Raw genomic sequence first — 22,061 nt, 5'->3', positions numbered from 1 at the left:
TGATCAAACTTTATATTAAAGTAACCTAAATTGTAGTACCTATGAGCGTCTCTACTTCTCTCCATAAATTACGGAAGTATCAACTAATTATTCGACGTATATTTATTGTTTCCAGGTAGTTTCTTGATTTTATTCCAAGCTTCAATCGCTTCTTCACGACTTTTCCCTTGATTTTTCGGGTCAGAAAAAAAGTCACGAATAAATTGGTTATATTCGAATTGAGGTGCAATGTTTTTCTTATATGTAGGGTCTTTCTTCCGTTCTTCCTCCTTATCCCATGCGTCTACGACATCGCGATAAGTTTTTCCAACATTGTTTTTAAAATAGTTTTGGATATAGGTAGAAAAATGAAATTTAGGAATTACTGTCTTAAAAAACGCCCTTACATTTTGACTACAACGATGATTTTCTGTAATGACTGTATCAAGACTTAAATCTACTTGCTTTTCGATCTTCTTCTCTATTGATTTTCTGACAGGCTTTTTAATCTCCCCTGTCTGAAGAAATGTTTCAATCCTATTAGAAATCTCTATTTTAGAACCAGAAGCACTTATTCCGTTTTCTCTACAAAAAGATTGCAATTCTTCCTTTAACCAATAGTAATCGTTAAAACTTTCTACACTTATATCTTTCGTTAGATTAGGTCTCATAAATTACACCTCCATATTACTTATGTCACATTGCAGAACAATCGTTCTCATTTAGCAAAAACAATAACGAAAACAGTCTTTAAAAAAACATGCGCGTACATTCGCGCATGTCTCCACATTATTTTTTCTTAAGAAAAAGGATAGTAGCTATAATGCCTAGCATTAATGTAATAAAAATTGCATAGGTAAATGTATGGTTACCAGTCACATCATAGCAATAGCCGATTAGTATAGGGATAATGGCGCTTATCATGAAGCCGCCTGAAAGCACCATAGATGACCAACTATTTGCCTCCTCGTCATTTCTTGCCTCATCCAATGGTAACAATAAACCGATTGGAAATAAGCCGCTTAATACGATACCTATAATGAATACCGCAATCCATAACAAAGTCCCTGAGCCTACCCATAGCAACACAAAGCCAATAATGCCAAAGACCCCTAAAGAGATAAGCCAACCGATTCGACTTGGCCATTTTTCCATTAGTATGGGAACCGAAATATTCCCAATCATTTGTACAATAGACATAAATGTTAGCATAGAGCTTGCAGCACCAAGGGAAAAACCCTTATCCTGTAACATCGGTGCTAACCAGGACATCATTGAGAAGAACAAAGATGTTTGTAAGCCAAAGTAAATTAAAATAGTCCAAGCACGGACATTTTTCCACGGATTTCGTGCTACTTTTTCCGTACATACAGCTGTCTCTGGTAGCTCTTGATTTTGTATTGTCAGGATCCATATGCATAGAGCAATGATAGCAAGAATTGCCCAAGAACCAAGGGCCATCGTCCAGCTCTCATGAAAATGAGTATAAAATGGTAATGTTAGTGCCGCACTCAATGTTGCCCCTGTTCCTATTCCAAATGAATAAATACCTACCACCGTAGTAAAACGGGTCGGGAATTTTTTCTTGATATAGGCATTTAATATAGGTCCAATAAGGGCAATGGCAAATCCTGCCGCAAAGCTTGTGACTACAAGCAGTACATAACTTTCTTGTAAAAAGCGTAAGCCATTTGCAATGGTTAGGATGATTAATAAGAGCGTAATAGCCATTTTTGTCCCGAGTTTTCTTTGTAATGGTACTGCGAATGGTGCAAAGAGTCCCATACAAAACACAGGAATAGATGTTAAAAAGCTCATTTTCGTATTTGATATATGGAGTGATTCTAAAAGTACATTAAATAGTGGTCCTATTCCTGTGACTGCAGGGCGCATATTGAGCGCAACCAAGAAAATACAAACAACCACAAGTACTATGGAAACACGCCATTTCTTTTTCTCCATACTTTCTAAAAACCTTCTCTCTATTTATACGGTTAAAAATTCAACGAAATATGGTAAACCTTTGAATTCTCACTATATCCTTTTACCATTTTTTCTTTGAACGGTCAATTTCATGGCAACTAATATTTGCCGAATGTAGCTAGTATCATGTCGTAGATACGCTAATCGTCCTTACATATTTTTAGGTGCGGCAATACCTAACAGTGCTAACGACTCTTTTAACACAATGGATACACATAAACAAAATGCCAATCTTGATTTTCTTTGGCTGTCATAGATCAATACTTTATTTTGCGCATAATATTTATTAAATTGACGCGCTAATTGTAAAGCGTATTTAGCAATTTGTGATGGATCTGCTTCTTCAAAGGCGCTAGCAATTACTTTCGGAAACTGTTCCAGTAATAAAATAACAGGCCATGCTTGCTCACCTAATGCTTCGAAAGATACTTCATAACTATGTTCATCTGCTTTTTCCAAAAGAGATGCAATACGTGCATTCGTATATTGAATATATGGTCCTGTTTCGCCTTCAAAATTCATCATGTGTTCAATGGAAAACTCAATATCATGAAGACGATCATTTTTTAAATCATTAAAAATGACCGCTCCTACACCAACCTGATGTGCGACGCTATCTTTATCCATTAGATTTGGATTTTTTTCTTCGATATTTCGCTTAGCCGTAGCAATCGCCTCTGTTAGAACATCTGCTAATAAAACAATTTTCCCTTTACGCGTCGACATTTTTTTACCATCTTTTAGAATCATCCCAAAAGGTACATGCTGCAAGTCTTTTGCCCAATCATATCCCATCTTCTCAATGACCTTAAATAATTGGTTAAAATGAAGTGATTGTTCATGCCCTACAACATAAAATGATTTTTTAGGGTCATATTGTTGTTGACGATAAAAAGCAGCTGCTAAATCACGTGTAGCATAGAGCGTAGCACCGTCCGTTTTGGTCATTAAGCATGGAGGCATATTGTCTATTTCAACAACATGAGCACCCTCAGATTTCACAAGCAGTTCTTTTTCTTCCAATTCCTTAATAACAGCAGCCATTTTGTCATTATAGAACGCTTCCCCAGCGAATGAATCAAAATTAATTCCAAGCAGTTCGTAAATGTTCTTGAATTCTTCGAGTGATGCATCTCTGAACCATTGCCAAAGAGCTAACGTCTCTTCATCCCCATCTTCTAATGCTTTAAATGCGATACGTGCCTGTTCATTTAGTGAATCATCCTGCTCCGCTTCTTCATGGAACTTAAATTTTTAGCAGTTTCTCTATTGGGGCAGCTTCAATCGTTTTTTGATCTCCCCATTTTTGATAAGCAACGATTAATTTCCCAAACTGTGTTCCCCAATCACCCAAATGATTAATGCGAATTGCTTTGTAGCCATTCTTCTCGGCAATGTTAGCCAAAGCATTGCCAATCACTGTAGAACGTAAATGGCCCATAGAAAAAGGCTTCGCTATATTAGGTGAAGAAAAATCCAACACTACATTCCCTTTTGACTCCTGTTTGGTCCCATATAAATTTTTTTCTTTTACGATTTGGCTAAGCACTTGTTGAGTAATCGTTGGCTGATGATAAAATATATTGACATAACCACCTACAACTTGAACTTCTTGTATACAATCACAGCTTAAATTGTTTTCTATGTCGGAAGCGATAGTTTGAGGGGATTTTCTTAATTTTTTTTCTAGCGTAAAGCACGGGAATGCCAAATCCCCTAAGTCCAATTTTTTCGGTTTCTCCAATAAATTTTGAATTTCAATAACAGACAGCTCGTTATTTAAAGCCTCAGCAATACTTTTCGCGATTTGTGTATTCATGTTCATTCTCCTCTCTAAAATAATCAATTACGCCGAGACGAAATTCCCGCTTTCGCGCAGATAAACAATGCGTCCGGATTTTGAATTGTGTACGTTCAATTCATACTGAATGAAGATAAAAAAAAGCCCCCGTCTCTAAAATAGAGACGAGAGCATAGTTATCCCGTGGTACCACTCTAGTTGCCATATAATATGACCACTTTCAGTTGTTAACGGGGTGACTCCCCGATATTCTCTACTACTAATTCGAGAAACTTCTCCAAAGTGCGTTTCATTTATGGCTTCTGTATTAGGCTCACACCATCCCTAATTCGCTTTCCAGTTGCTCCATAAACTACTCTCTTTATCTTTGAATTTAACTATATTTTCAAAATATTCTACAGGAGTTCCTTTTTTTAGTCAACTGTGTTTTTGATATTAAAATTATCGTATTGATAAGCACTTTCGGTGTTAGGGCATATTACGATAACCTACAACATTAATGCCTGTAACTATAAGGAAAAGGAACATCCCCCACTTATGAGTGGGAATGTTCCTTTTCTACGTAACGGATGACATCAGCCATAATGGCATACATCTCTTTTAATTTAAGTTTCTTGTTTTCAGTAAATCTTTTTGCTATTTTTTCACTGATAACCCCTTTTTCAATCAATACATCCCAGTTGTTATCACTTGACTTACCTACTAATACTTCCGCCAAGAATTCTGCGATTTCATCTCTTGTAATTGGGTCACTTTCTTTATTAGCAACTTTATAGATAACGATATCTAGCTTCTCGCCTAGAGCTTTCATTTTCTCAGGACTAACACGTTGAATGCCCTCTTTTAGCATTTTCGCAAACTTAATCTTTGTTGCTGCATCTTCAACGTATAAGTCATTCGAATAACCACCGACAACTAGCCCGTAATTGATTAATGTTTGAATGGATTTATCATACCATTCATCTTTATAAGGATAATCCTTATTAAATGGATCTACAAGAGCCCCTTGTTTTTTTAAATCTTCCCTTAAGGTATTGATGAGCTCTTTGTTCTTGCTCATTGCTCTAAAGGTTACGTTGTCTTTAATTGCTAATGCTGCCGCTGCTCCCGCTGCTTCTCCAGTCACCATACCCGTTGGAACGACACGTGCACTTCCCGCTGCAAGCGATGAATAACCTGCAGAACGACCTACAACAAGCAAGCCATCGATTTTTTTAGGTACTAAAGAACGGAAAGGAATGGCATATTGTTCTGGAGCCGAAATAACGTATCCATAATCTTGAGGCGTTTGCGCTTGGACATCAACTGGATACGCAGCCAAACCAATGCTATCCCAATGATCACTATTTTTCCAAACATCAGACATCGGTAATTGGTATTCTGCCCAAATATGTCTTGTTTCGCGAACATATAGTTCTTCGGGATAACTCACAATTTCTGCTTTTTCAAAGCCAGGAAACTTCTTTTGCAAATAGTGTAAAATATGTTCTGTCTCTTTCTTGCCTTTTTCGATTGCTTCTTGTTTGGAACTTTCATTCAATCCATCGATTCCAAAAATTTGTAAAGCGTTAATATAATATTCATCATCTACTTTTGCTAAATTCAAGCCTCGTAATCTCGTACCTTCTTGTACTGGCTTATAGTCATCATGTAGCTTTGTAAACCCCCACATGACTGAATCATTTAGGTGTGCACCACCAAAAGTATTTGAGTGAGCTGCTTTCTTCACCTTAACCCAATCAACATTTTTCAAATGAATCATTAAGGTAACAGCCATTCTTTTATCCTTGATGCCAATATCTTCTCCACCCATGAAAAAAGGAACTTTTGACATTGCAGCAAAATCAGCATCCTGTGTAGCATCAATGAATGCCTTGCCTTTCACATCATACGTACCATATTTATTTTTTAATTTCACTGATGTTATTCTGTTCGCATCAAGATTGGCATTAACGACTTCTGTTTGTACAGAAAGCGTTAAATTTGGTTCATCATCGACAAGCTTTTTAAAAGCTGCCTTAGCATCTAAAATTCCAAATGCATCTTTCCCTCTAACATGATCATGCCACTCTTTAAAAATCCCCATACTGACTGGTCGTTTAGCGTCATTTCGAGGTATATCAAGGAAATTGAGCATTCCATACGTAAATAACCCTCCTAATTCCTCACGCTTTTCTACTAAAAGTGTTTTTGCACCATTACGAGCTGATGATACTGCAGCAGCAACCCCTTCTGGTTCTCCACCAATGACAATTACATCATATTCTTCATTTAGTTTATTCGGAATTGGCTTTTTATAGTTTTCCAGAAGTTTTTTATGTGCCATTTCACTTCTTATTTCTGTTATAAAATAATAGCTTCCTATCCCTAGTACAATGACTACTATTAACATGGCTGATCTTATCAAGCCCTTACCCATAATATACCTCCAATAGATAAAATTTCCATATACATTTCTTGTTTTTAATCATGCTCATCTCTTGAAAAAGTTGACATGACATATTTATATAGTTATTAACGGCTTTACATTTCAACGTGAATTTGTAGCAAACCAAGTAGGTCGTTACAGTCTAGGTACTCTTCAAAATAGTTTTCATGCAGTAGGAAAAATTGAATCCTTCTTAGCCTGACGAGTTCAAAGGTTTTCATTTCCTATAACAAGTGTACCATTTCTGGACGGTGCGGCATGAAAATATGATGAATAATAGTCTTCTACTGACAGTTACCTATACTGATATTCGAAGAGGTGGAACGTTGGAGTTGGAATAGCAGAATATCAACTTTAAAAACTATCCAAATGCATAAAGAGCATAAGAAACAATAAATATGTATGTATAACCTAAAACAAAAAAGATACATAATCATTCTAGTCGATTATGTAGCAAGGAAGCAACCAGAACCTATAAAATTGTTGTAGGTCTTTATGATTGTTTTATTGTGATGAAAAATCAAACTACAATAGAAACAAATGATAGACTATCATTTTACTGGTTATTTAAATGGTACCAGACGCTCTCTATGTACTTTGTCCTCCACAAAAATATATTAAACGTTTAACAGCCTTCAAATATCCCTCAACAAAACAAACATTAATGTATTTGCAACTGTTTGTACTACTTATCATATCCTAAACAATTTTAAAGATAATATTTTACTTTTAAGAAATCCTCTTCCACATAATTTCTTGTAAAGCTAAGACAACCTTGGACAATTCCTCTTTTAGTTAGGCTATTTTCTCAAAGATTGCACAAACAGAGTTAATCTACAAAATATGTAGATTCAACTCTGTTTTTATGTTTGATATTTCGTAATTTGAATATTTAACTATAGCTACTCGTTAGTTGAACAAGAAAAAAGAGTTGCCTAAGCAACTCAACAATCTTGATTTTATCTTGTCCACTTCATCAAATAATGTTCTTTATCTGCAAATTCCCCATCAGTTGGTTTAAATGTCAAGTGTGTATAGGGCATATAAGAAAAACTTAAATAACGAATTCGCATATGTAAATTTTTAAAATTTTCCCTCGATTAATTTCTACAATAACTTCTTCTTTAATTGACATAGTAGCAAAAGTTAATTCGTAGGAAAATCTTCTCCGCATGTAAAAGAAAATTCTTTAAATTTTAATGTTGATATTAAGTAAAAAATAGAAATCCCATAAAAGCGGAAGTTCTATTTTTTATTATTTGCTTATTAAATTAACCACCCGTTAGCCATCCATGAAGCGCAAAAATCAGCACTTCACCACAGAAAATGAAAGAAGATTCCAGTTCTTTCATGGGAGTTTAAGTACATTTCTTCACAAACTAAAAAATAGAAAGTAACAAAGAGTCGTACTTTCATTTTAATTAACATTACTTATTTGATTTCCTCAGCCAACTCCAAAATAATTCCTTCTGGACCACGAATGTAGCATAATTTATAACTTTCTTCATATTGCTGTATCTCACTAAAGATTTCCGTACCCTTCTTTTTCAATTTGGCAACAACAGCTTCAATATTTTCAACAGTAAATGCAATATGTCGGATACCCAGTGTATTTGCAAGGGATTGCTGATTATCGTTTTCATCTGACGGCGTATAAAATTTGATTAGTTCTATCCATGTCTGACCGTCTGGCATTCCCAATCCTACACACGCTACTTTAACGTCATTAAGCCCAACTGCATATCCCATCAACTCTCCTTCCATTTCCCATTCCCCTTTCACCTCAAGTCCAAAATCGAGAAAAAACTCTTTGGCGGCAGAGAGATCATTTACGATTACTCCCACATGATCTATTCTTTGGATCTTCAAATTTCATACCTCCTATGTTCCTGTTATTTTGCAATATCCTGTATTCAAATTCTAGTATTAACAAAGGGACGATTAATATAATAATAACAGTGAAGAAAAGAATCATTTAACTAATTTTGTATTAAATTATTTTTAAATTCCTTCCCATTTCCATAACGGTGTCAATTAGGGATAATTATTCATATACTTTCCACCTATTTTTTATTAATGTTTCCCATTGATTATTCAACAATACTGCCCCGTTCGTTCAATAATTCCAACAAAAAAGTACGTTAATCATTCTTGGATCAACGCACACCTATAGGAACAAAGATTTGGGATTATTTTCGAATTTACATGCCATCGGTAGTTTAAGGATTTCTTCCAATAACAACTGTTGCATCTAATTTATCATCTCTAGCTATTTTGGTAATTAGCCCAACATCGGCAAAAATTTCCGAAGTTTGAGTAGCCTGAATTTCACTCGTCTCTATCAATAGATGTCCTCCAGGAACAAGCCAGTGAGAAGCCTTTTCTACTACCCTTCGCTGAAGGTCTAGTCCATCCACCCCTCCATCAAGTGCCACTTTTGGTTCATATAAACGTGCTTCTTGGGGAAGTAGTTTTATTGAATCAGAAGGAACGTAAGGTGCGTTAGCCACTACGATGTTCATTCGACCTCTCAATGAATCGGATAATGCACCATATAAGTCACCTTGATAAACATGGCCACCAATCTTAGTTATGTTACGGGAAGTACATCGTACAGCAACGGGGTCAATATCAACGGAGTGTAATATAATTTTTTTAAGGTCGGTTACAATTGCAGCACCAATAGCACCAGACCCGCAACATAAATCCAAAACAATATCATATGGGCGGATTAAAACTTTAGCTTGCTGAACTAAAAACTCCGTACGTCGTCGTGGTATAAAAACTCCCCGTTCTACTTCTATTCGTAGCCCACAAAACTTCGTAAACCCAAGCGCGTATTCAAGCGGTAAACCACTTACTCGTTTTTCTACCATTTCCATTAAATCCTCTATACTTCTAGCCTCAGAGATAAGTAACTGTGTTTCTTCTTCAGCGAAGACACAACCCTCACTCCGTAGTCTGTTGATTATGCTTCGTTCAGTTTTATTATCTATAAATAAATTGATTTTCTGTGCTATTAATCTCACCGCTTCCTTAATCCAAGTTATTTATCTTTTTATTCTAGAAATTATAATAAATGTCCTTCTTCAATTAAACTGCTTGGTAGCCCAAGAAGCGATTGCTCTAATTGAACAATCGCCCCCGATAGTTCAATAAAGCTTATATTCGCTTCTTTATTGAATTTTTATCACTTCGTCTACATAGTTTAAAAGAGTTTTATATTTAGATTTTCCATTAAGATATTGAATAGTTTCATAAATCGGGCATATTACTTTATCTAATTTTTTTGAGTAAAGAACACTTTCGTCTTCTACACTCATCAGATAGTTATTTAAATGAATCGTATTTTCTTGGATAGAATTAAATTCAAACCAATTAAATTGCCCGTTAGTAAAGTTTTTAATAACTTCTCCTAAATAGACTCCAATTCGTACAGGAAAATTATCTGGATGTTCTTTTAATAGTTGCTGTCCAAATTCTGTATGCATTAACCTATCAGCATAATCATCAACCAAACGAACACTTTCAATTGAAAAATTTAAATTATCTTTTGTAAGGTTTTCTTGGTCCCATTTTTCAGGAGATACATCTTGATACAACAGTTCCGCCATATACTTTATGTCACTTTTAATAAATTTTCGCTTTATAAAAAACATCTATCTTCCCTCTTTCTACAAACTGTATTTAGTATACAGCTTACTCCACTATCCTGCCTCGTTAGTTGAATAGCAACAACCTTTTAGAAAAAGCCATTAGTTAACAGCCCCGTCAAGCTTTATAATGTAATAACATACTTTTTCATCTGTACCTTTTAAGCACTTTCTAAAAATGCATGAAAGAAAGATTAAAGCTGGTAGTTTTTCAGAATGTGTAGGACCAACTAAGTTATTCCTAGCCTTTATCCGCTGTCACTTGTTTGAACACCCTCGATGGGATTACTATTCCGATTCTAATTTAGAAAAACTATGGATATTTCTGCAATGCTTCGAAAAAACGCCGAAAGAAGAAAAAAGCGGTTTTAAAACAGAAAAAGCAACATTGAAAGCCATTTTTGTAGTAAAGCCGCAACTCTAACATGGACATGTTTTGAAAGAATCAAGATCTTTATTCAATAATAGATACAGGTGGCACGGCAGAAAGCTGAGGTAATTCATTGTTTGAATAACGCCAAACGTTGATTTAATAATGTTTATAGACTATGGTACATATTTCATGATATACTAGTGCCATTGTGAAAAAAGGAGGAACTTGCATGATTCAAGTAAGTAATGTAGGTCTTCGCTATGGCGATCGTAAACTATTTGAAGACGTAAATATAAAATTCAATAAACTTTGTTTACTAAAACCATTTTACGAAGAAAGGTAGATATATCGTGGTTCAAATCTATATTTAATACGTTTTAGGTATATGAAAAAGTAAGAATAAAATTCTATTACCTTCTTTAACTAAAACTATACACTACTCACCTATTTTTCATCAAGTACTTAATCTAAATGAAAGGCAAATAAAAAAGCCACCTATCAAAAGGTGACTTAATTATTTATTCAACAATCCACTTTGCTTTAGGATAATTAACAATCCCTGTGTTATATTCTATTTCTTTAATTGATATATCTTTGTCAAAGAGATACTGATAATGTCCTTCCGTTGTTTCCCCTTTGTAAATATATCCTTTTGAATCAAAATGATGTGAATATCCTTTTCGATTCAATTCTTCTTCATATTTAGATTCATTAATTTTAAATTGTAATCCACCAGGATATATTAACGGCTTTTCAGATTTATTAGTTACAGAGAAATAAACATTAAATCCCTTATTAACATCATCTACATATTCCACTTTTTTAATTGTAACTTCTACTTGATCATCTGAAAAAGTCTCGCCAATTTTTAAAGTTGGAATTTCCAATTTTTCTTTTTCCGTTTTTCCAGTATTTGAATCTCCAGTAATTGTTACCGTTTGAGTTTTTTGATTCCATTGTACATTTGCCCCTAATGACTCACTAATAAATCTAAGTGGAACAAGAGTTTTTCCATTCTTAACTTGTGCTGGAACTGATAAATTTACTGTATTACCATTTACTTTAGCATTTTTTGAACCTATTTTCAGCCATACTTTTGTGTTACCTTTTGAAGCGTCAATTGTTTGAGTAGATTGATTCCACTGGACATTAGCACCAAGTGATTCAAAAATACCTCTTAATGGAACTAATGTACTACCGTTTTCTATTATCGCTTGATTACTAAATGATTGTTTCTCACCGTTTATGTAAATTGATACTCCCAGTGATGCACTAACGTTATTAATGCCTAATCCTAATAACAAACAAAAAAACAATGGAATTATAAATCTTAACTTTTTCAATTAATTCTCCCCCTCATACATTATCAGTGCAATTATACCAATTAAATACATTAAAGGGAACAATTATTCTTATGGGCGTGTGTAAATTGATATTATGGCAAGCACTAAGAAAGGCAAAAAAAGAAGGCAAGTAGCCCTCTATAAAAAAATTATTTTATTTTCTTGTCGTCACTAGAGTATTCATCAATTGCTTTCTGAAAACCTTTTATATTTATTCTCTGTATATTCTCATCTAAAAATTTTTTTAATTTATCTAACACATCTTGATTCTTAACAACTTTACCCATCAAGTATACCCCTAATTTCTTTAATGTTCATAAGTTAGGATAGTAGAAACCTACTATCCTTTACACTTAATAATTTTCAAATATTATTTTTGCTAATTTCCGCAAAGCTTCTTCTGAAATTAATTTTGGAATTTCCTTTTCTAGTTGCTTTTTCATTTCAGGACTTACTCTAACCTCAACCTTTCTACTACTCATCCCCATTCACACCCTCCTTCTTATGTAAATTATTTTTATAGTAATTTACAAACATATTTACAATACTTTTCTTCAATATCTCTTCATTTTTTTTAGCTTCAATAGGATCATTGTTATACTCAATAGATTCTACGACTGGAATTGTCTTCACTTTCATGCCTTCAAATTCTTTATACTTAACCATACACATTCTCCTTTTTTAGCTTTCAATTGCCAAAGCTACAGCAGTTTTTGCTAACCTTTTAACATTTAATTCACCGCAAGTATAATATATTGTTCCGTCTTCCATCTTCACTTCTCTCATAACTTGATTTCTTTTTTTAGCTTCTTTTTTCAAGATATCTAATATTTTTTCATTCAATACGTATCACCCCATTCCCTACCCATTAATCCACTCCTTTAGCTAATGTTACCATTGAAATAATTAAACTGAAACATACCCACAAACGTTTAAGTATGTGGGTATGTATTATATTTCATAAACTCTATTCTCGCGTTTTAATTTATCAATAATGCTTAATATTTTACTTCCAAAACGTGCGTTTATAGTACGTCCATTATTGTCGTATGTCTCTTCAATACTGATAATACGCATATTCTCCTTCATGTTCCAGGATGGATTATATACGGTAACTTCATCACCTAAATCATAATCAACTTCAAATTTAAACGTATTACAATCACGTATTTCAGCATCTACAGTCTTTATTTTTGCATGTTCTTTTAGTAAAACATCGGATCTTTCTGGAACGTCTATGTACTTACCGTCTTCCTGTGAAGCAACTTGTAATGTAATTTCTTTTCTGTCAAAACCACTTACACGTTCAGATTCATATATCTTACGTCCTGCTCCATTGCCATCTGATAATGTATAAGCAAATGTTCGCTCATCGTTAGTATCTTGAACATATTCCATGTTAAAAATATTTTCGTGTTTGCGTGAAAACACTACAGGACTATTACCTTCCTCATTGTCTATGGTTAGATTTCTACCTTTGTAGACATCATAAATTAATTCACCACTATCAATATCTGCTTTAATTTGCCAACCATATTCGTACATTTCAGATATAATTTTAATAGTATCTAATAATCTAGCTTGTTTAGATGTCCATCTGATACTTTTACCTGTCTTATTATCTTCAGATGCTTTTAATAATGGAAATTTACGTGCATTATCAAATGGATTGATACAGTGGTTGTAGACGTAATAATACAAGATTGATTCAACATTAGCTGTGTATGTAATAGAGGTTTCATTTTCATGAGGAATAATTTCACGATCATTAAGTATTACCCCTAATGTTTTACCATTGACTACAATCTTACTAGTACCGTCTTCATTGTCCCTCATTTTTATATTGGTTATTAATCCTATTTTACGTTCATCTGTGCCAAGCATAATAAAAACGCCCATATCAAGCGAATGAGCTTGACTGGACGTTATCTTGTCAGCAGTTACTATGAATTCTCCTACGTCATTGTATTTACGTTCAAAGTACAATGATTCGTATTCATCTAATACAGTTAATCGGCTTAAATCATGATTTAAAACGTTAATTTTTACTTTCATATCACACCTCGTCGGGCTGTAATGCAAATTGTACGTTGCTTATATTTACAGATTTACTTGAATCATCTCGAATAGCTTCAACTTTCGTATGTAAAATATCACCGATACCGTTCCGTACCTCGTACATTTCCTCCACTTTTCCATCTACAAATACGGATTTAACAAATTCCATCGGAAGCATTGTTGTCGTTTCATTGTAGAAAGAAAGACTTGCGTATGGAATAGTCGTAAATGAAGGTGCTTCAACAAATGATGAAACTGGAATGTCACTTAGTAAGGTACTATCTAAAGTAACAGAATCACCATTGTTTGATACCACTTGATACTTCTTACCTTTTATATGTATGGTTGAGTTATTTTTAATTGAATTAGTAGTTAAATCCTTATTCACCTTGAACATTTTCAAATGCTCTATTTCTTCGCTATCTACGACAATAATTCGTAACAAATTCTCGCCTATGTTTAACATAGCAGGATTCAGATAATAAATGCATTCATGCTCTGTGATACTCATTTCACTAATTTCAATGTCATTTAGAATAAATTTAGCTTTTTGCATAAGTTGATTGAATGTAAGCTTCAGATGGAAATCATCCAATGCAATTACCGTAAGAGCAGGTACTTCACCAGATTCAAATTCCACCGTACTATGTGCGCTAATCGATTTCATTTTGAAATGAGATGATTCGGTTACAGTGTAATCAAGTGAGACATCAAAAACGCTGCGTACTTTAATGTTAGGCATTTTTATAGTCACATTTTCAACATAAGATACCAATTATCTCACCTCACATTTCATCTTTAAATTTATAATTTTGTGCAATTGATTTCAGTACAATTTCATCATGTGCTGATTTCCTATTAATATCTACTTTGGTCTTACTGTATACTCCGTCACCTTCAAAAACCCACGTTTCTCTGACTGTTCCATCTAAATTAGAAGACATGCTTTTAAATTTCATTTCTTGATATGACGGTGTAGAGTGATAATTTTCTGTGAAATGTACTCTAGGTTGATAATTGAATGTCAAAAGTTCAATATTCTTATTATCTTCTATTCGATATTTAAGATTTCTATCTACAATTAACGTTACTGTACCGTCATTATTATTCTGAATATCAGCTACATCAAACGTTTCATTGTGACCACTTACCTTATCCCCTACTTTTACAAGATTAGTTTTAATGTCTAATTTAAAAGTTTGGTGTCCCTGTAAATTACCATCATCTTTTGTAATAAAGATTAATTCATTTTGTAATGGCTTAACAGAATCGAATGGAATAGTAGTAATTAAAGTTTCATCTAGGTTAGATATAAATGTGTCCAATAAAACTCCATTGAAATACGTTTCAACGCTGACAGGTTTCCCCTGCATATCTTGTACGTTGAAATGAACATCTAGTACATCAACTTTCTTCACTTCGACTACAGGAGGGACATCCGCAACAATCGTATAAAACCCTTCTTCATCTGGATTAATGCTAATTAATGTCTCGCCATCGATATTACACATAGGACGCAAACAATATACACTATATGGACTTCCTGCTACATCTAATTTCCCACTACTTAAATGAAATTGAGTAGGTGAATCTAAACGTGAAGAACGAGTCATGTAAGAATAGATCAATGCGTCATGTGTGTAATTGGATTGGACATTGTTATATTTAGAGTTAGTAAAGCAGTCCTTATCCATAGCTGATTTTCGATTTTCATCTACTTCAAAGTATGGAATATGTACACCTTCTGCAATCCCTTTACCATCTGGCGTATTGTATTTGTTTTCTCCGTAACCTAGCTCCGTAACAGAAGGTAAAAAGAATTTATCATCTAATAAATCATATCGTTCTAAACCATCTACAGTTGGCGCAAAGTCATATGTTTCATTTACTCCCACTTTGATTTTTGTAGGTAAAATAGCATTCAATTCATAATCACGAAACATGGTAGAAAAACCATTTAAATTATCGTATGGATCATGTCGCCACTCTGATTTAATGAATTCTGCTGAAGGTGGAGTATCTCTATCGTTATAGTGGTATGCTCCAATGATATTCTGTGGCTCATACCAATGACCATCTCCTAGCGTAGAATTTAACCATTGTCGAACATTCGATAAGCGATAACGATTATTCCCAACCTTAGAGCGTGCTTCATTTGCGTTATCTGGTTCTTTGGCATCGTAAGTCATTGTATTAATAACTTTATCAGTAATGAGCGTAATTGCATTTAATGGATAATTAGGATCTAATGTATGGTGGTTAGTTGAAATAATTCGCCAAACCATAGGATAGTCTTTTCTATGTGATTGAAACTTTCCCATTTTAATTTTTGCTCCAATCGGCAAATCTTTAATACGCTGTACATTCAAACTAAATCACCTCCGTTAACGTTACTTCAACATTTTTAATCTTGATTTCATTTGATCCACCATAAGCCGTTTCAACAACCTCTAATAGCTGACCAATTGGTCTTGTATGGAAATGTTCAACCTTACTCGCAAAAAAGCCAATAGGGTGTGTTTTCCACGTTACATGACCATTTAAAGCTGTAGGATTTAAATTGATACACATGTTTTCCGTATCAATGATCGCTGTTGTATTTGTCGTATCAATCTTTTTACTATCTGCTAAGTTGTCGTAAAAGAATCCTCGTTCTCCTGCTCCTACCTTGCCCTCTAAATTACGTTGCATAATCAATTCAGTATAGTTACGCTTTAGTAATTCAAAATCTTGTCGTAAGTCTGGAACATCTAAGCCTTGCTCAATGTCTTGAATCCAATCATTAAACCAAGTATTTAATCCATCCTTAAAATTAGCGAAATCAAGCTTCATTTTATCAAGTGGAATACTGAAACGAGAATGAGATAATCCACATACAGATTCGTCAAAACGTTCATCAATTATTTCTACTGTATTGTTTGTTTTTACATTGATTTGAAATAATGAAAGTTCGTAGATTTCATCTGAACGTGTTAGTGTTGGTGGCGTAGGATTAATCGATGGAATACCTTCAATAATGAAAGCATTAACAGCTTTAACCTCTTGTCGATTATCGTAGCGTAATACTAAACGATCAGTACGAATAAATGAGTTTTCGAGCGGTTTAATATCAAAAAATAAATCGTCTGTATTCTTATACATGTGACCATTTATCATTGCAATTCCTTTTGATAAAACCACTTTTAATCCACCTTCATTATCTTGTGTTGCATTCAGCAATGGAATGTTATTTGTATGTACTAATCCATTAGATAGGAATGTAGAAAACATCTCACCGAAATGTTCAGCCGAATACTCTCGAATAAGATATTCCGACGAGTCGAAAAAATAAGATATTTCAGTCATATTAAACCTCCTTATATTTATGGTTACAATTATGTTTACATATACTTAAACGTTTACATATTAATTAATCCCTATACTTATACACCTAAGTAATTAGTTTCCCATTTCATTCTTACTAATCCTTTTTTGGAATCAGATTCAACAGTAAACTTTATTGTATTACTTCCTTTTTCAAGATGTATGTATGTTGAACAATCAAGTGATATTAAACCATAACCATTTCTTTGTTCACCTTTATTATTAATAATACTTATTTCTTTTTGTCCTGTTGTTGAGTTGATAATTAACTTTTCATTACTATGTAGTTTCTTTTTAATTTCAATCCACTCACTGTTTGTTTTATTTACAAACTTTACATTTTTAACTCCACCCTCAAATTCTAATATTAACGGTGTTCGTTCATTTCCTTTATTGATAAATGTTTGAGTATCAGTATGGAATCCCATTTGAGAAGTGGAAGTTTGAGGGAATGTGAAAAGTGATTGATAAGGAGTAGTAAATGTATGTTCGTAAAATCCCATGTCATGCCAAAATGGATTATGAGCGACCATATTAATTATAAAATTCACTGAATTTCCTATGTAGTCACTGAAGATGGGAAGTTCCTCAGCGATGGAGTAGACAAATTTCGTTCCTGCACCTGCATCGTATGTAAGCTTCCCATCCCTCAAAGATGGGTTAAATACTTCACTTAGTTTCTCTTTATGTAATGCTAATTCACTTCTATTCGCACCAATCAATGACCCACGTAAAACCATGTATCTAGGATTTAGTGTAGATGATGTGCGCTGTGATCCATGTGTTAATGGAATATCAGATGTACGATGATTAGCAGATACACTACCAGTTCCATCAATTCCACTTAAAATGAATGGTGAATCAATATTAAAAACAATTACTTCATTCAATTCGTTTGTAAATGTTACAAGTTGCAATTATCTCACTCCCTTACCAAGCAAATCCTAGTTGTTCTAGCGATTTCTTTGTTAGTCTTACAATCTCTACTTCATTTGGTTGCTTATTCACATAGAAATTTTGTTCTATATTGATGTTACCTTTACCTTTTTGACCCATTACATCAGTTACAGCTTCTTTAACATATCCAGTTAATGTGTCAATCGGCGCGACTGCTTCTGCACCTTGCTCGCCTACACCTTGTAGACCTTGGTTGGCTGTATTAAAGATAGTTGGCTTATTAAATACTGCACCTTTAGCATTCCATTTAATGGATGGCATATCAATCTCTTTACCGAAAATAGTCTTCTTAGTAGTACCTAGTTCAATTTTAGGTAGCTTAGGTAATTTGATTTCTGGTAGCTTCAACTCTAAACCAGTGAAGAAACCTTTAATTTTATCAATTCCATCACCAACCCACTTAACTGCACCATCAATACTGTCTGTAATTGAATCGGAAATATCGCCCCACCATTTATCAGCAGACTTCCACATATTTTCCCATTCTGTACCTACATCATTTTTGAAAACTTGCCACTTACTAAGGACTTCACCAGTTTCCCAATCAACCTGTTCAACATGATCACCGGCTTGAGTTTTCGCTTCACCGACTACTTTTTCATGCATCTCTTCAGCATTTCTAATCGATTCATCACGCTTTAATTTAGCATCATCGATGACTTTTTGAGCTTCCTCAGCAGACATAGCCCCTGTCTCATCTCTTTGACGAATAGCCCATTCAACAGTTTTGTCATACTGCTCATTAGCTTCCTTTGTAACTTCATCTTTTTGTTTCAATGAATTTTGTACGACTACTGAAGCTTGCTCTGCTGTAATCTTAGATGCTTCATTTTTAAGATTCTCAAGAATGACTCTTTGCTCTGCTTCACTTTCAGTCATGTGCTTAATAGCATTATTTTTCATTGTATCTTGAATCGAGTTTATTTCTTTTTGTTCATTTTCTGTAATTGCTCTATTCTCTGCTGCTGCATTAGCAAATATCTCTTTAATTCTATCCGTTCCTGCTTTAGTAGCCTTTTCACGTTCAGCATTATGAGTTTGAACACGTTGTAAAATAGCAGCCTCTTCTGCTTGACTTAAAGATGAAGTATTAGCAAAGTGTTGTGTCATTGTTTCTAATTCTTTAGCATGATCGGCTTTCATTTCATTTAAAACTTGATCGCCCATCTGACTATAGATTTCAGTCATCTTAGTAGCCATATCTTTAGTAATGGCTTGACCAGACCAAGATAGCTGATTCAATGAAGTAGTTGCCTTATCCGATAAATCCATAAAGCTACCTAATGCTTTTGCAGTTGATTCAGAAACTTTATCTTTCCATGATTCTATTTCAATTGAAGATCCACTCAACTCTTTAGTAATTGCATAGACACCAACACCTAATCCTGCTAATGCGGCAATAGTTAACCCTACGGGACCCGTTAAGACAGCTAATGCACCTGCGAATATCCCTGCTCCTGCACCTGCTCCTGCGAATAGTGGGATTATCGAACCGATTGCTCCAATTGCAGGTGATAAAACAAGTAATAATCCACCTAATGCACCGACAACTGCACCTACTGTTACAACTGTCTTCTGCGTTTCTGGTGACATGCCCGACATAAAACTAGTTAGTTTTTCTATCCCAGATGAAACATACGGCAATATCTGCATACCTAATTTCATCATTTCAGTAGCCAATGGAACTAAAGAATCTTTCATTGTATTCCACTGTGCAGCCATTTGCTGTGCAGGTGTCTGTGAAAGAGTATCAGTTAATGCCTGTGCTTTACCTGTCGTATCTCCTATTGAGTCACCTGCACTTCGCATAGCTTCCATTACCTTTTTACCTACGTCCTCTGATTGAGTACCATAAAGAGCTGTAGTGATGGCAGTACGTTCAGTTTCACTTTTCAGACCTGCAATTGCCATATTGACCATTGAATATGCCTTTGATGCACCTTCTCCACCACTGTTAATCATGTCCATAATTTCTTGAGAATTTAATCCTAGTGCTTTGATAGCATCGGCTTCACCTTTACCCATATCCGATAAACGCAGGAAATTTTCCTTAATAGAATCTCCGATTTTATCTAGTTGAAAAGCTCCATTCTCCATCCCCGCAACCATGACATTTAGCATATCACCAGCACTCAAATTCATATTATCAAAGTAGATTGAATATTCAGCGAGAGAGTCAATAAATTCACCAGAATAGTTTAATCCTTTTTGGAAACCTACTGTGACTTTATCCATTGCTTCTTCGGCAGTTATCCCAAAAACTTTCATAAGAGTATCTGCGCCACGAGCGATTTGACTACTTTCTTCATTGAAATTCTTAGCAATAGTCGTAGCTTGTTGAGTGATCTTTGATAAATCAGCATCGTTTAATTGCGACATCTGTTGTTTTACTGCTAAAACGGCATCAGATGCTTCTTCCATCGAACCTGTGAAACCTGCTTTCCAAACCGCACGTGCTTGGTCTGCTACTACCTTTGTTTCTTCTGCTGTTGCACCTAATGTAGCTTGAATCTTGCGGTTAGCATTATCTGCATCTGAAGCGATTGAGTAAAAAGCAGTACCAATAGCACCAACAGCTAAAGTAACTGCTCCCCCAACCTTAGCCATACCAACCCCAATATCTTTAAACTTTTCACCTGCTTGTCGTGCTTCATTCTGTAAGTTACGTAATCCATTTCGGGCTTCCTCGTCTTGGAGTGCAACAGTCATAAATAAACTAAGTAAATTCATTATACTTTCACCTCAATTTGAGTCCCTTCACCTATTGTCATATTTAAAATATCTTCAGCTTCAGACATTAACTCATCAGCCGTTTTATCTATGTATTTAATAACATGATTGTGAGTTTTGGGAATATTAGTACCATTTTTCTTAGGTGATAATGCTCGTCTTTTGTACTCTTCAAATGAGATATATTCTCTCATAAGTGGTACTTGTACAAGCCATAATTGATACATTTTTTCTTCTTCTCGTTCACTTACTGCTTTGTTGTAATAAATAAAACCATCCCGAATACTACCATTTATAATCTTTTCAGACATACTTCCATACGTTTTGTACAGAACATGCATGACATCATATCGGTTAGGTAGTTCTATTCGGTTGGCTCTTGAGTAAAAACCATTTCCACTGTTTCTTTAAAGTTTAAGTCTTTGAATAATTCTGTGACTAATTGTATTAAGAATTTAATACCCTTTTTGCGTACTTCATCTACTGTTAAACCTGTTAAATCACCAATCATCTTGTAAATATCTTCTCGGGTTTTAGGTAAATTACGAATTAGTAAACTAGATAGATAACTTTGAATTGCCCCCCCATCTAACCCCTTTAGTTTACTTAAATCAATATCGACGTTTACTTTGTCATAAATTTCAAGCAAATCGAACATATCATCTAAATTAAACTCACGTACTAAAATTTTATTTTCACTCATAAATAAATTCCTCATTTCTAATTTTGTTTAATTTAAAAAAGCCTAGAGTTATCTAGGCATTGTGCTTATGGTTGTTCTGGTTCTGGTGGTGTTACTGTTTTAGCTTTTGGATAGTAAATTTTATATGGTGGTGTGCCGTTTAAAATATTTTCATCCGCATAGTGTCCAGTAAAGTTTAAAGCTAATACTACCTCACCTTTGTCTGTTGTTTTAATTGCAATTGGGTCTAGCTGTAGGACATTTTCGACCACAATAATTACTGGCTTATTACCTTCTTCCACCCCTAATCGACCAACAAAAGCGATGTTGTCTAAATAGTCATCAAGTGAAATAGATGATTTGCCCGTTAAAATGTCATACGCTTGGTCAGATGTCGTATCTAAGTTACTACCTGCAATTGCTAAAGCTAGATTACGAGCAGTGATTTCAAGCAAGTTTACTTTAAGTTTAGGCGTTTCAGTCTCTTTAACGTTCAATCCCTTCGCTAAACCTTTTACCCCGTCTACACCAATACTTCTAATCTCCGTATCGAGTGAAAATTCATTTCCGCCTTGTGTTGCTCCTAATGCAGTACCAGTAAATTTACCGTCTACAAATTTAGTATTAATATAAATAGCGCCTGCATCTAACATGATACGATTGACAATATCACCTGAATAATTACGAGTATTTAATGTCATTTATGTTTTT

General features: G+C 34.4%; 21 protein-coding genes, 1 pseudogene and 1 other annotated feature. Of the genes and pseudogenes, 1 reads left to right on the top strand and 21 read right to left on the bottom strand.

Going from position 1 to position 22,061, the window contains the following annotated elements; all coding sequences use genetic code 11:
* Window positions 1-83: 83 nt before the first annotated feature.
* From ACQKMI_RS10825 to ACQKMI_RS10795, 7 genes and pseudogenes are all read right to left on the bottom strand, one after another.
* Window positions 84-650, bottom strand: coding sequence for a DUF6434 domain-containing protein (locus ACQKMI_RS10825; protein ID WP_427488746.1), 567 nt, complete (start codon window positions 648-650; stop codon window positions 84-86).
* A 118-nt stretch (window positions 651-768) separates the two neighbouring features.
* Window positions 769-1,941, bottom strand: a complete 1,173-nt coding sequence (locus ACQKMI_RS10820) for a CynX/NimT family MFS transporter (protein ID WP_427488744.1) — start codon at window positions 1,939-1,941, stop codon at window positions 769-771.
* A 171-nt stretch (window positions 1,942-2,112) separates the two neighbouring features.
* Window positions 2,113-3,787 (bottom strand): annotated as a pseudogene (argS, locus tag ACQKMI_RS10815) (arginine--tRNA ligase).
* 133 nt (window positions 3,788-3,920) lie between these two features.
* Window positions 3,921-4,140: a binding site (T-box leader), on the bottom strand.
* A gap of 158 nt (window positions 4,141-4,298) precedes the next feature.
* Window positions 4,299-6,182: an FAD-dependent oxidoreductase gene (locus ACQKMI_RS10810; RefSeq protein ID WP_427488742.1), complete on the bottom strand. Its 1,884-nt coding sequence runs from the start codon at window positions 6,180-6,182 to the stop codon at window positions 4,299-4,301.
* A gap of 1,440 nt (window positions 6,183-7,622) precedes the next feature.
* Window positions 7,623-8,060, bottom strand: a complete 438-nt coding sequence (locus ACQKMI_RS10805; protein WP_427488740.1) for a VOC family protein — start codon at window positions 8,058-8,060, stop codon at window positions 7,623-7,625.
* Window positions 8,061-8,410: 350 nt separating this feature from the next.
* The gene (locus ACQKMI_RS10800; protein WP_427489320.1) at window positions 8,411-9,187 is read right to left on the bottom strand and encodes a putative protein N(5)-glutamine methyltransferase; all 777 of its coding nucleotides are present in this window, start codon (window positions 9,185-9,187) and stop codon (window positions 8,411-8,413) included.
* Between the two features lie 180 nt (window positions 9,188-9,367).
* Window positions 9,368-9,850, bottom strand: coding sequence for a hypothetical protein (locus ACQKMI_RS10795; RefSeq protein WP_427488738.1), 483 nt, complete (start codon window positions 9,848-9,850; stop codon window positions 9,368-9,370).
* A gap of 172 nt (window positions 9,851-10,022) precedes the next feature.
* Here ACQKMI_RS10795 and ACQKMI_RS10790 point away from each other — a divergent pair, with 172 nt between their 5' ends.
* Window positions 10,023-10,268 carry a hypothetical protein gene (locus tag ACQKMI_RS10790; protein ID WP_427488736.1) on the top strand — a complete coding sequence of 82 codons (246 nt, stop codon included), beginning with the start codon at window positions 10,023-10,025 and terminating at the stop codon, window positions 10,266-10,268.
* Between the two features lie 467 nt (window positions 10,269-10,735).
* On the opposite strand, the gene ACQKMI_RS10785 is transcribed toward ACQKMI_RS10790, so the two are convergent.
* From ACQKMI_RS10785 to ACQKMI_RS10720, 14 genes are all read right to left on the bottom strand, one after another.
* A complete protein-coding gene (locus ACQKMI_RS10785; protein WP_427488734.1) occupies window positions 10,736-11,560 on the bottom strand; it encodes a copper amine oxidase N-terminal domain-containing protein in 825 nt (274 codons plus the stop codon).
* Between the two features lie 149 nt (window positions 11,561-11,709).
* Complete coding sequence (locus ACQKMI_RS10780; protein ID WP_427488732.1) at window positions 11,710-11,847, bottom strand: hypothetical protein; 138 nt, start codon at window positions 11,845-11,847, stop codon at window positions 11,710-11,712.
* Window positions 11,848-11,913: 66 nt separating this feature from the next.
* Entirely contained in the window at window positions 11,914-12,048 is a 135-nt protein-coding gene (locus ACQKMI_RS10775; protein ID WP_427488730.1) for a hypothetical protein, read from the bottom strand.
* Window positions 12,035-12,232 (bottom strand): hypothetical protein, encoded by a 198-nt coding sequence (locus tag ACQKMI_RS10770; RefSeq protein ID WP_427488728.1) that lies wholly within the window; start codon window positions 12,230-12,232, stop codon window positions 12,035-12,037. The genes ACQKMI_RS10775 and ACQKMI_RS10770 overlap by 14 nt, the downstream gene beginning before the upstream one ends.
* 9 nt (window positions 12,233-12,241) lie before the next feature.
* On the bottom strand, window positions 12,242-12,403 hold the full coding sequence (locus tag ACQKMI_RS10765; RefSeq protein WP_427488726.1) for a hypothetical protein: 162 nt from the start codon (window positions 12,401-12,403) through the stop codon (window positions 12,242-12,244).
* A 108-nt stretch (window positions 12,404-12,511) separates the two neighbouring features.
* Window positions 12,512-13,615, bottom strand: coding sequence for a siphovirus ReqiPepy6 Gp37-like family protein (locus ACQKMI_RS10760; protein WP_427488724.1), 1,104 nt, complete (start codon window positions 13,613-13,615; stop codon window positions 12,512-12,514).
* 1 nt (window position 13,616) lies between these two features.
* Window positions 13,617-14,285 carry a hypothetical protein gene (locus tag ACQKMI_RS10755; protein ID WP_427488722.1) on the bottom strand — a complete coding sequence of 223 codons (669 nt, stop codon included), beginning with the start codon at window positions 14,283-14,285 and terminating at the stop codon, window positions 13,617-13,619.
* 118 nt (window positions 14,286-14,403) lie between these two features.
* Entirely contained in the window at window positions 14,404-15,987 is a 1,584-nt protein-coding gene (locus tag ACQKMI_RS10750) for a DUF6273 domain-containing protein (protein WP_427488720.1), read from the bottom strand.
* Between the two features lies 1 nt (window position 15,988).
* Window positions 15,989-16,963, bottom strand: coding sequence for a hypothetical protein (locus tag ACQKMI_RS10745; RefSeq protein ID WP_427488718.1), 975 nt, complete (start codon window positions 16,961-16,963; stop codon window positions 15,989-15,991).
* A gap of 77 nt (window positions 16,964-17,040) precedes the next feature.
* Complete coding sequence (locus tag ACQKMI_RS10740; protein WP_427488716.1) at window positions 17,041-17,898, bottom strand: phage tail domain-containing protein; 858 nt, start codon at window positions 17,896-17,898, stop codon at window positions 17,041-17,043.
* A 13-nt stretch (window positions 17,899-17,911) separates the two neighbouring features.
* Window positions 17,912-20,668 (bottom strand): phage tail tape measure protein, encoded by a 2,757-nt coding sequence (locus tag ACQKMI_RS10735; protein WP_427488714.1) that lies wholly within the window; start codon window positions 20,666-20,668, stop codon window positions 17,912-17,914.
* Window positions 20,668-21,009, bottom strand: a complete 342-nt coding sequence (locus tag ACQKMI_RS10730; protein ID WP_427488712.1) for a hypothetical protein — start codon at window positions 21,007-21,009, stop codon at window positions 20,668-20,670. The genes ACQKMI_RS10735 and ACQKMI_RS10730 overlap by 1 nt, the downstream gene beginning before the upstream one ends.
* A gap of 23 nt (window positions 21,010-21,032) precedes the next feature.
* A complete protein-coding gene (locus ACQKMI_RS10725; RefSeq protein WP_427488710.1) occupies window positions 21,033-21,386 on the bottom strand; it encodes a hypothetical protein in 354 nt (117 codons plus the stop codon).
* 50 nt (window positions 21,387-21,436) lie between these two features.
* Window positions 21,437-22,051: a hypothetical protein gene (locus tag ACQKMI_RS10720; RefSeq protein ID WP_427488708.1), complete on the bottom strand. Its 615-nt coding sequence runs from the start codon at window positions 22,049-22,051 to the stop codon at window positions 21,437-21,439.
* Window positions 22,052-22,061 lie beyond the last annotated feature (10 nt).

It is taken from the genome of Lysinibacillus sp. NPDC097214 (assembly GCF_050277945.1).
In the GTDB taxonomy this organism is placed as follows: domain Bacteria; phylum Bacillota; class Bacilli; order Bacillales_A; family Planococcaceae; genus Lysinibacillus; species Lysinibacillus xylanilyticus_B.
This window is presented reverse-complemented; position numbering and strand designations above follow the sequence as displayed.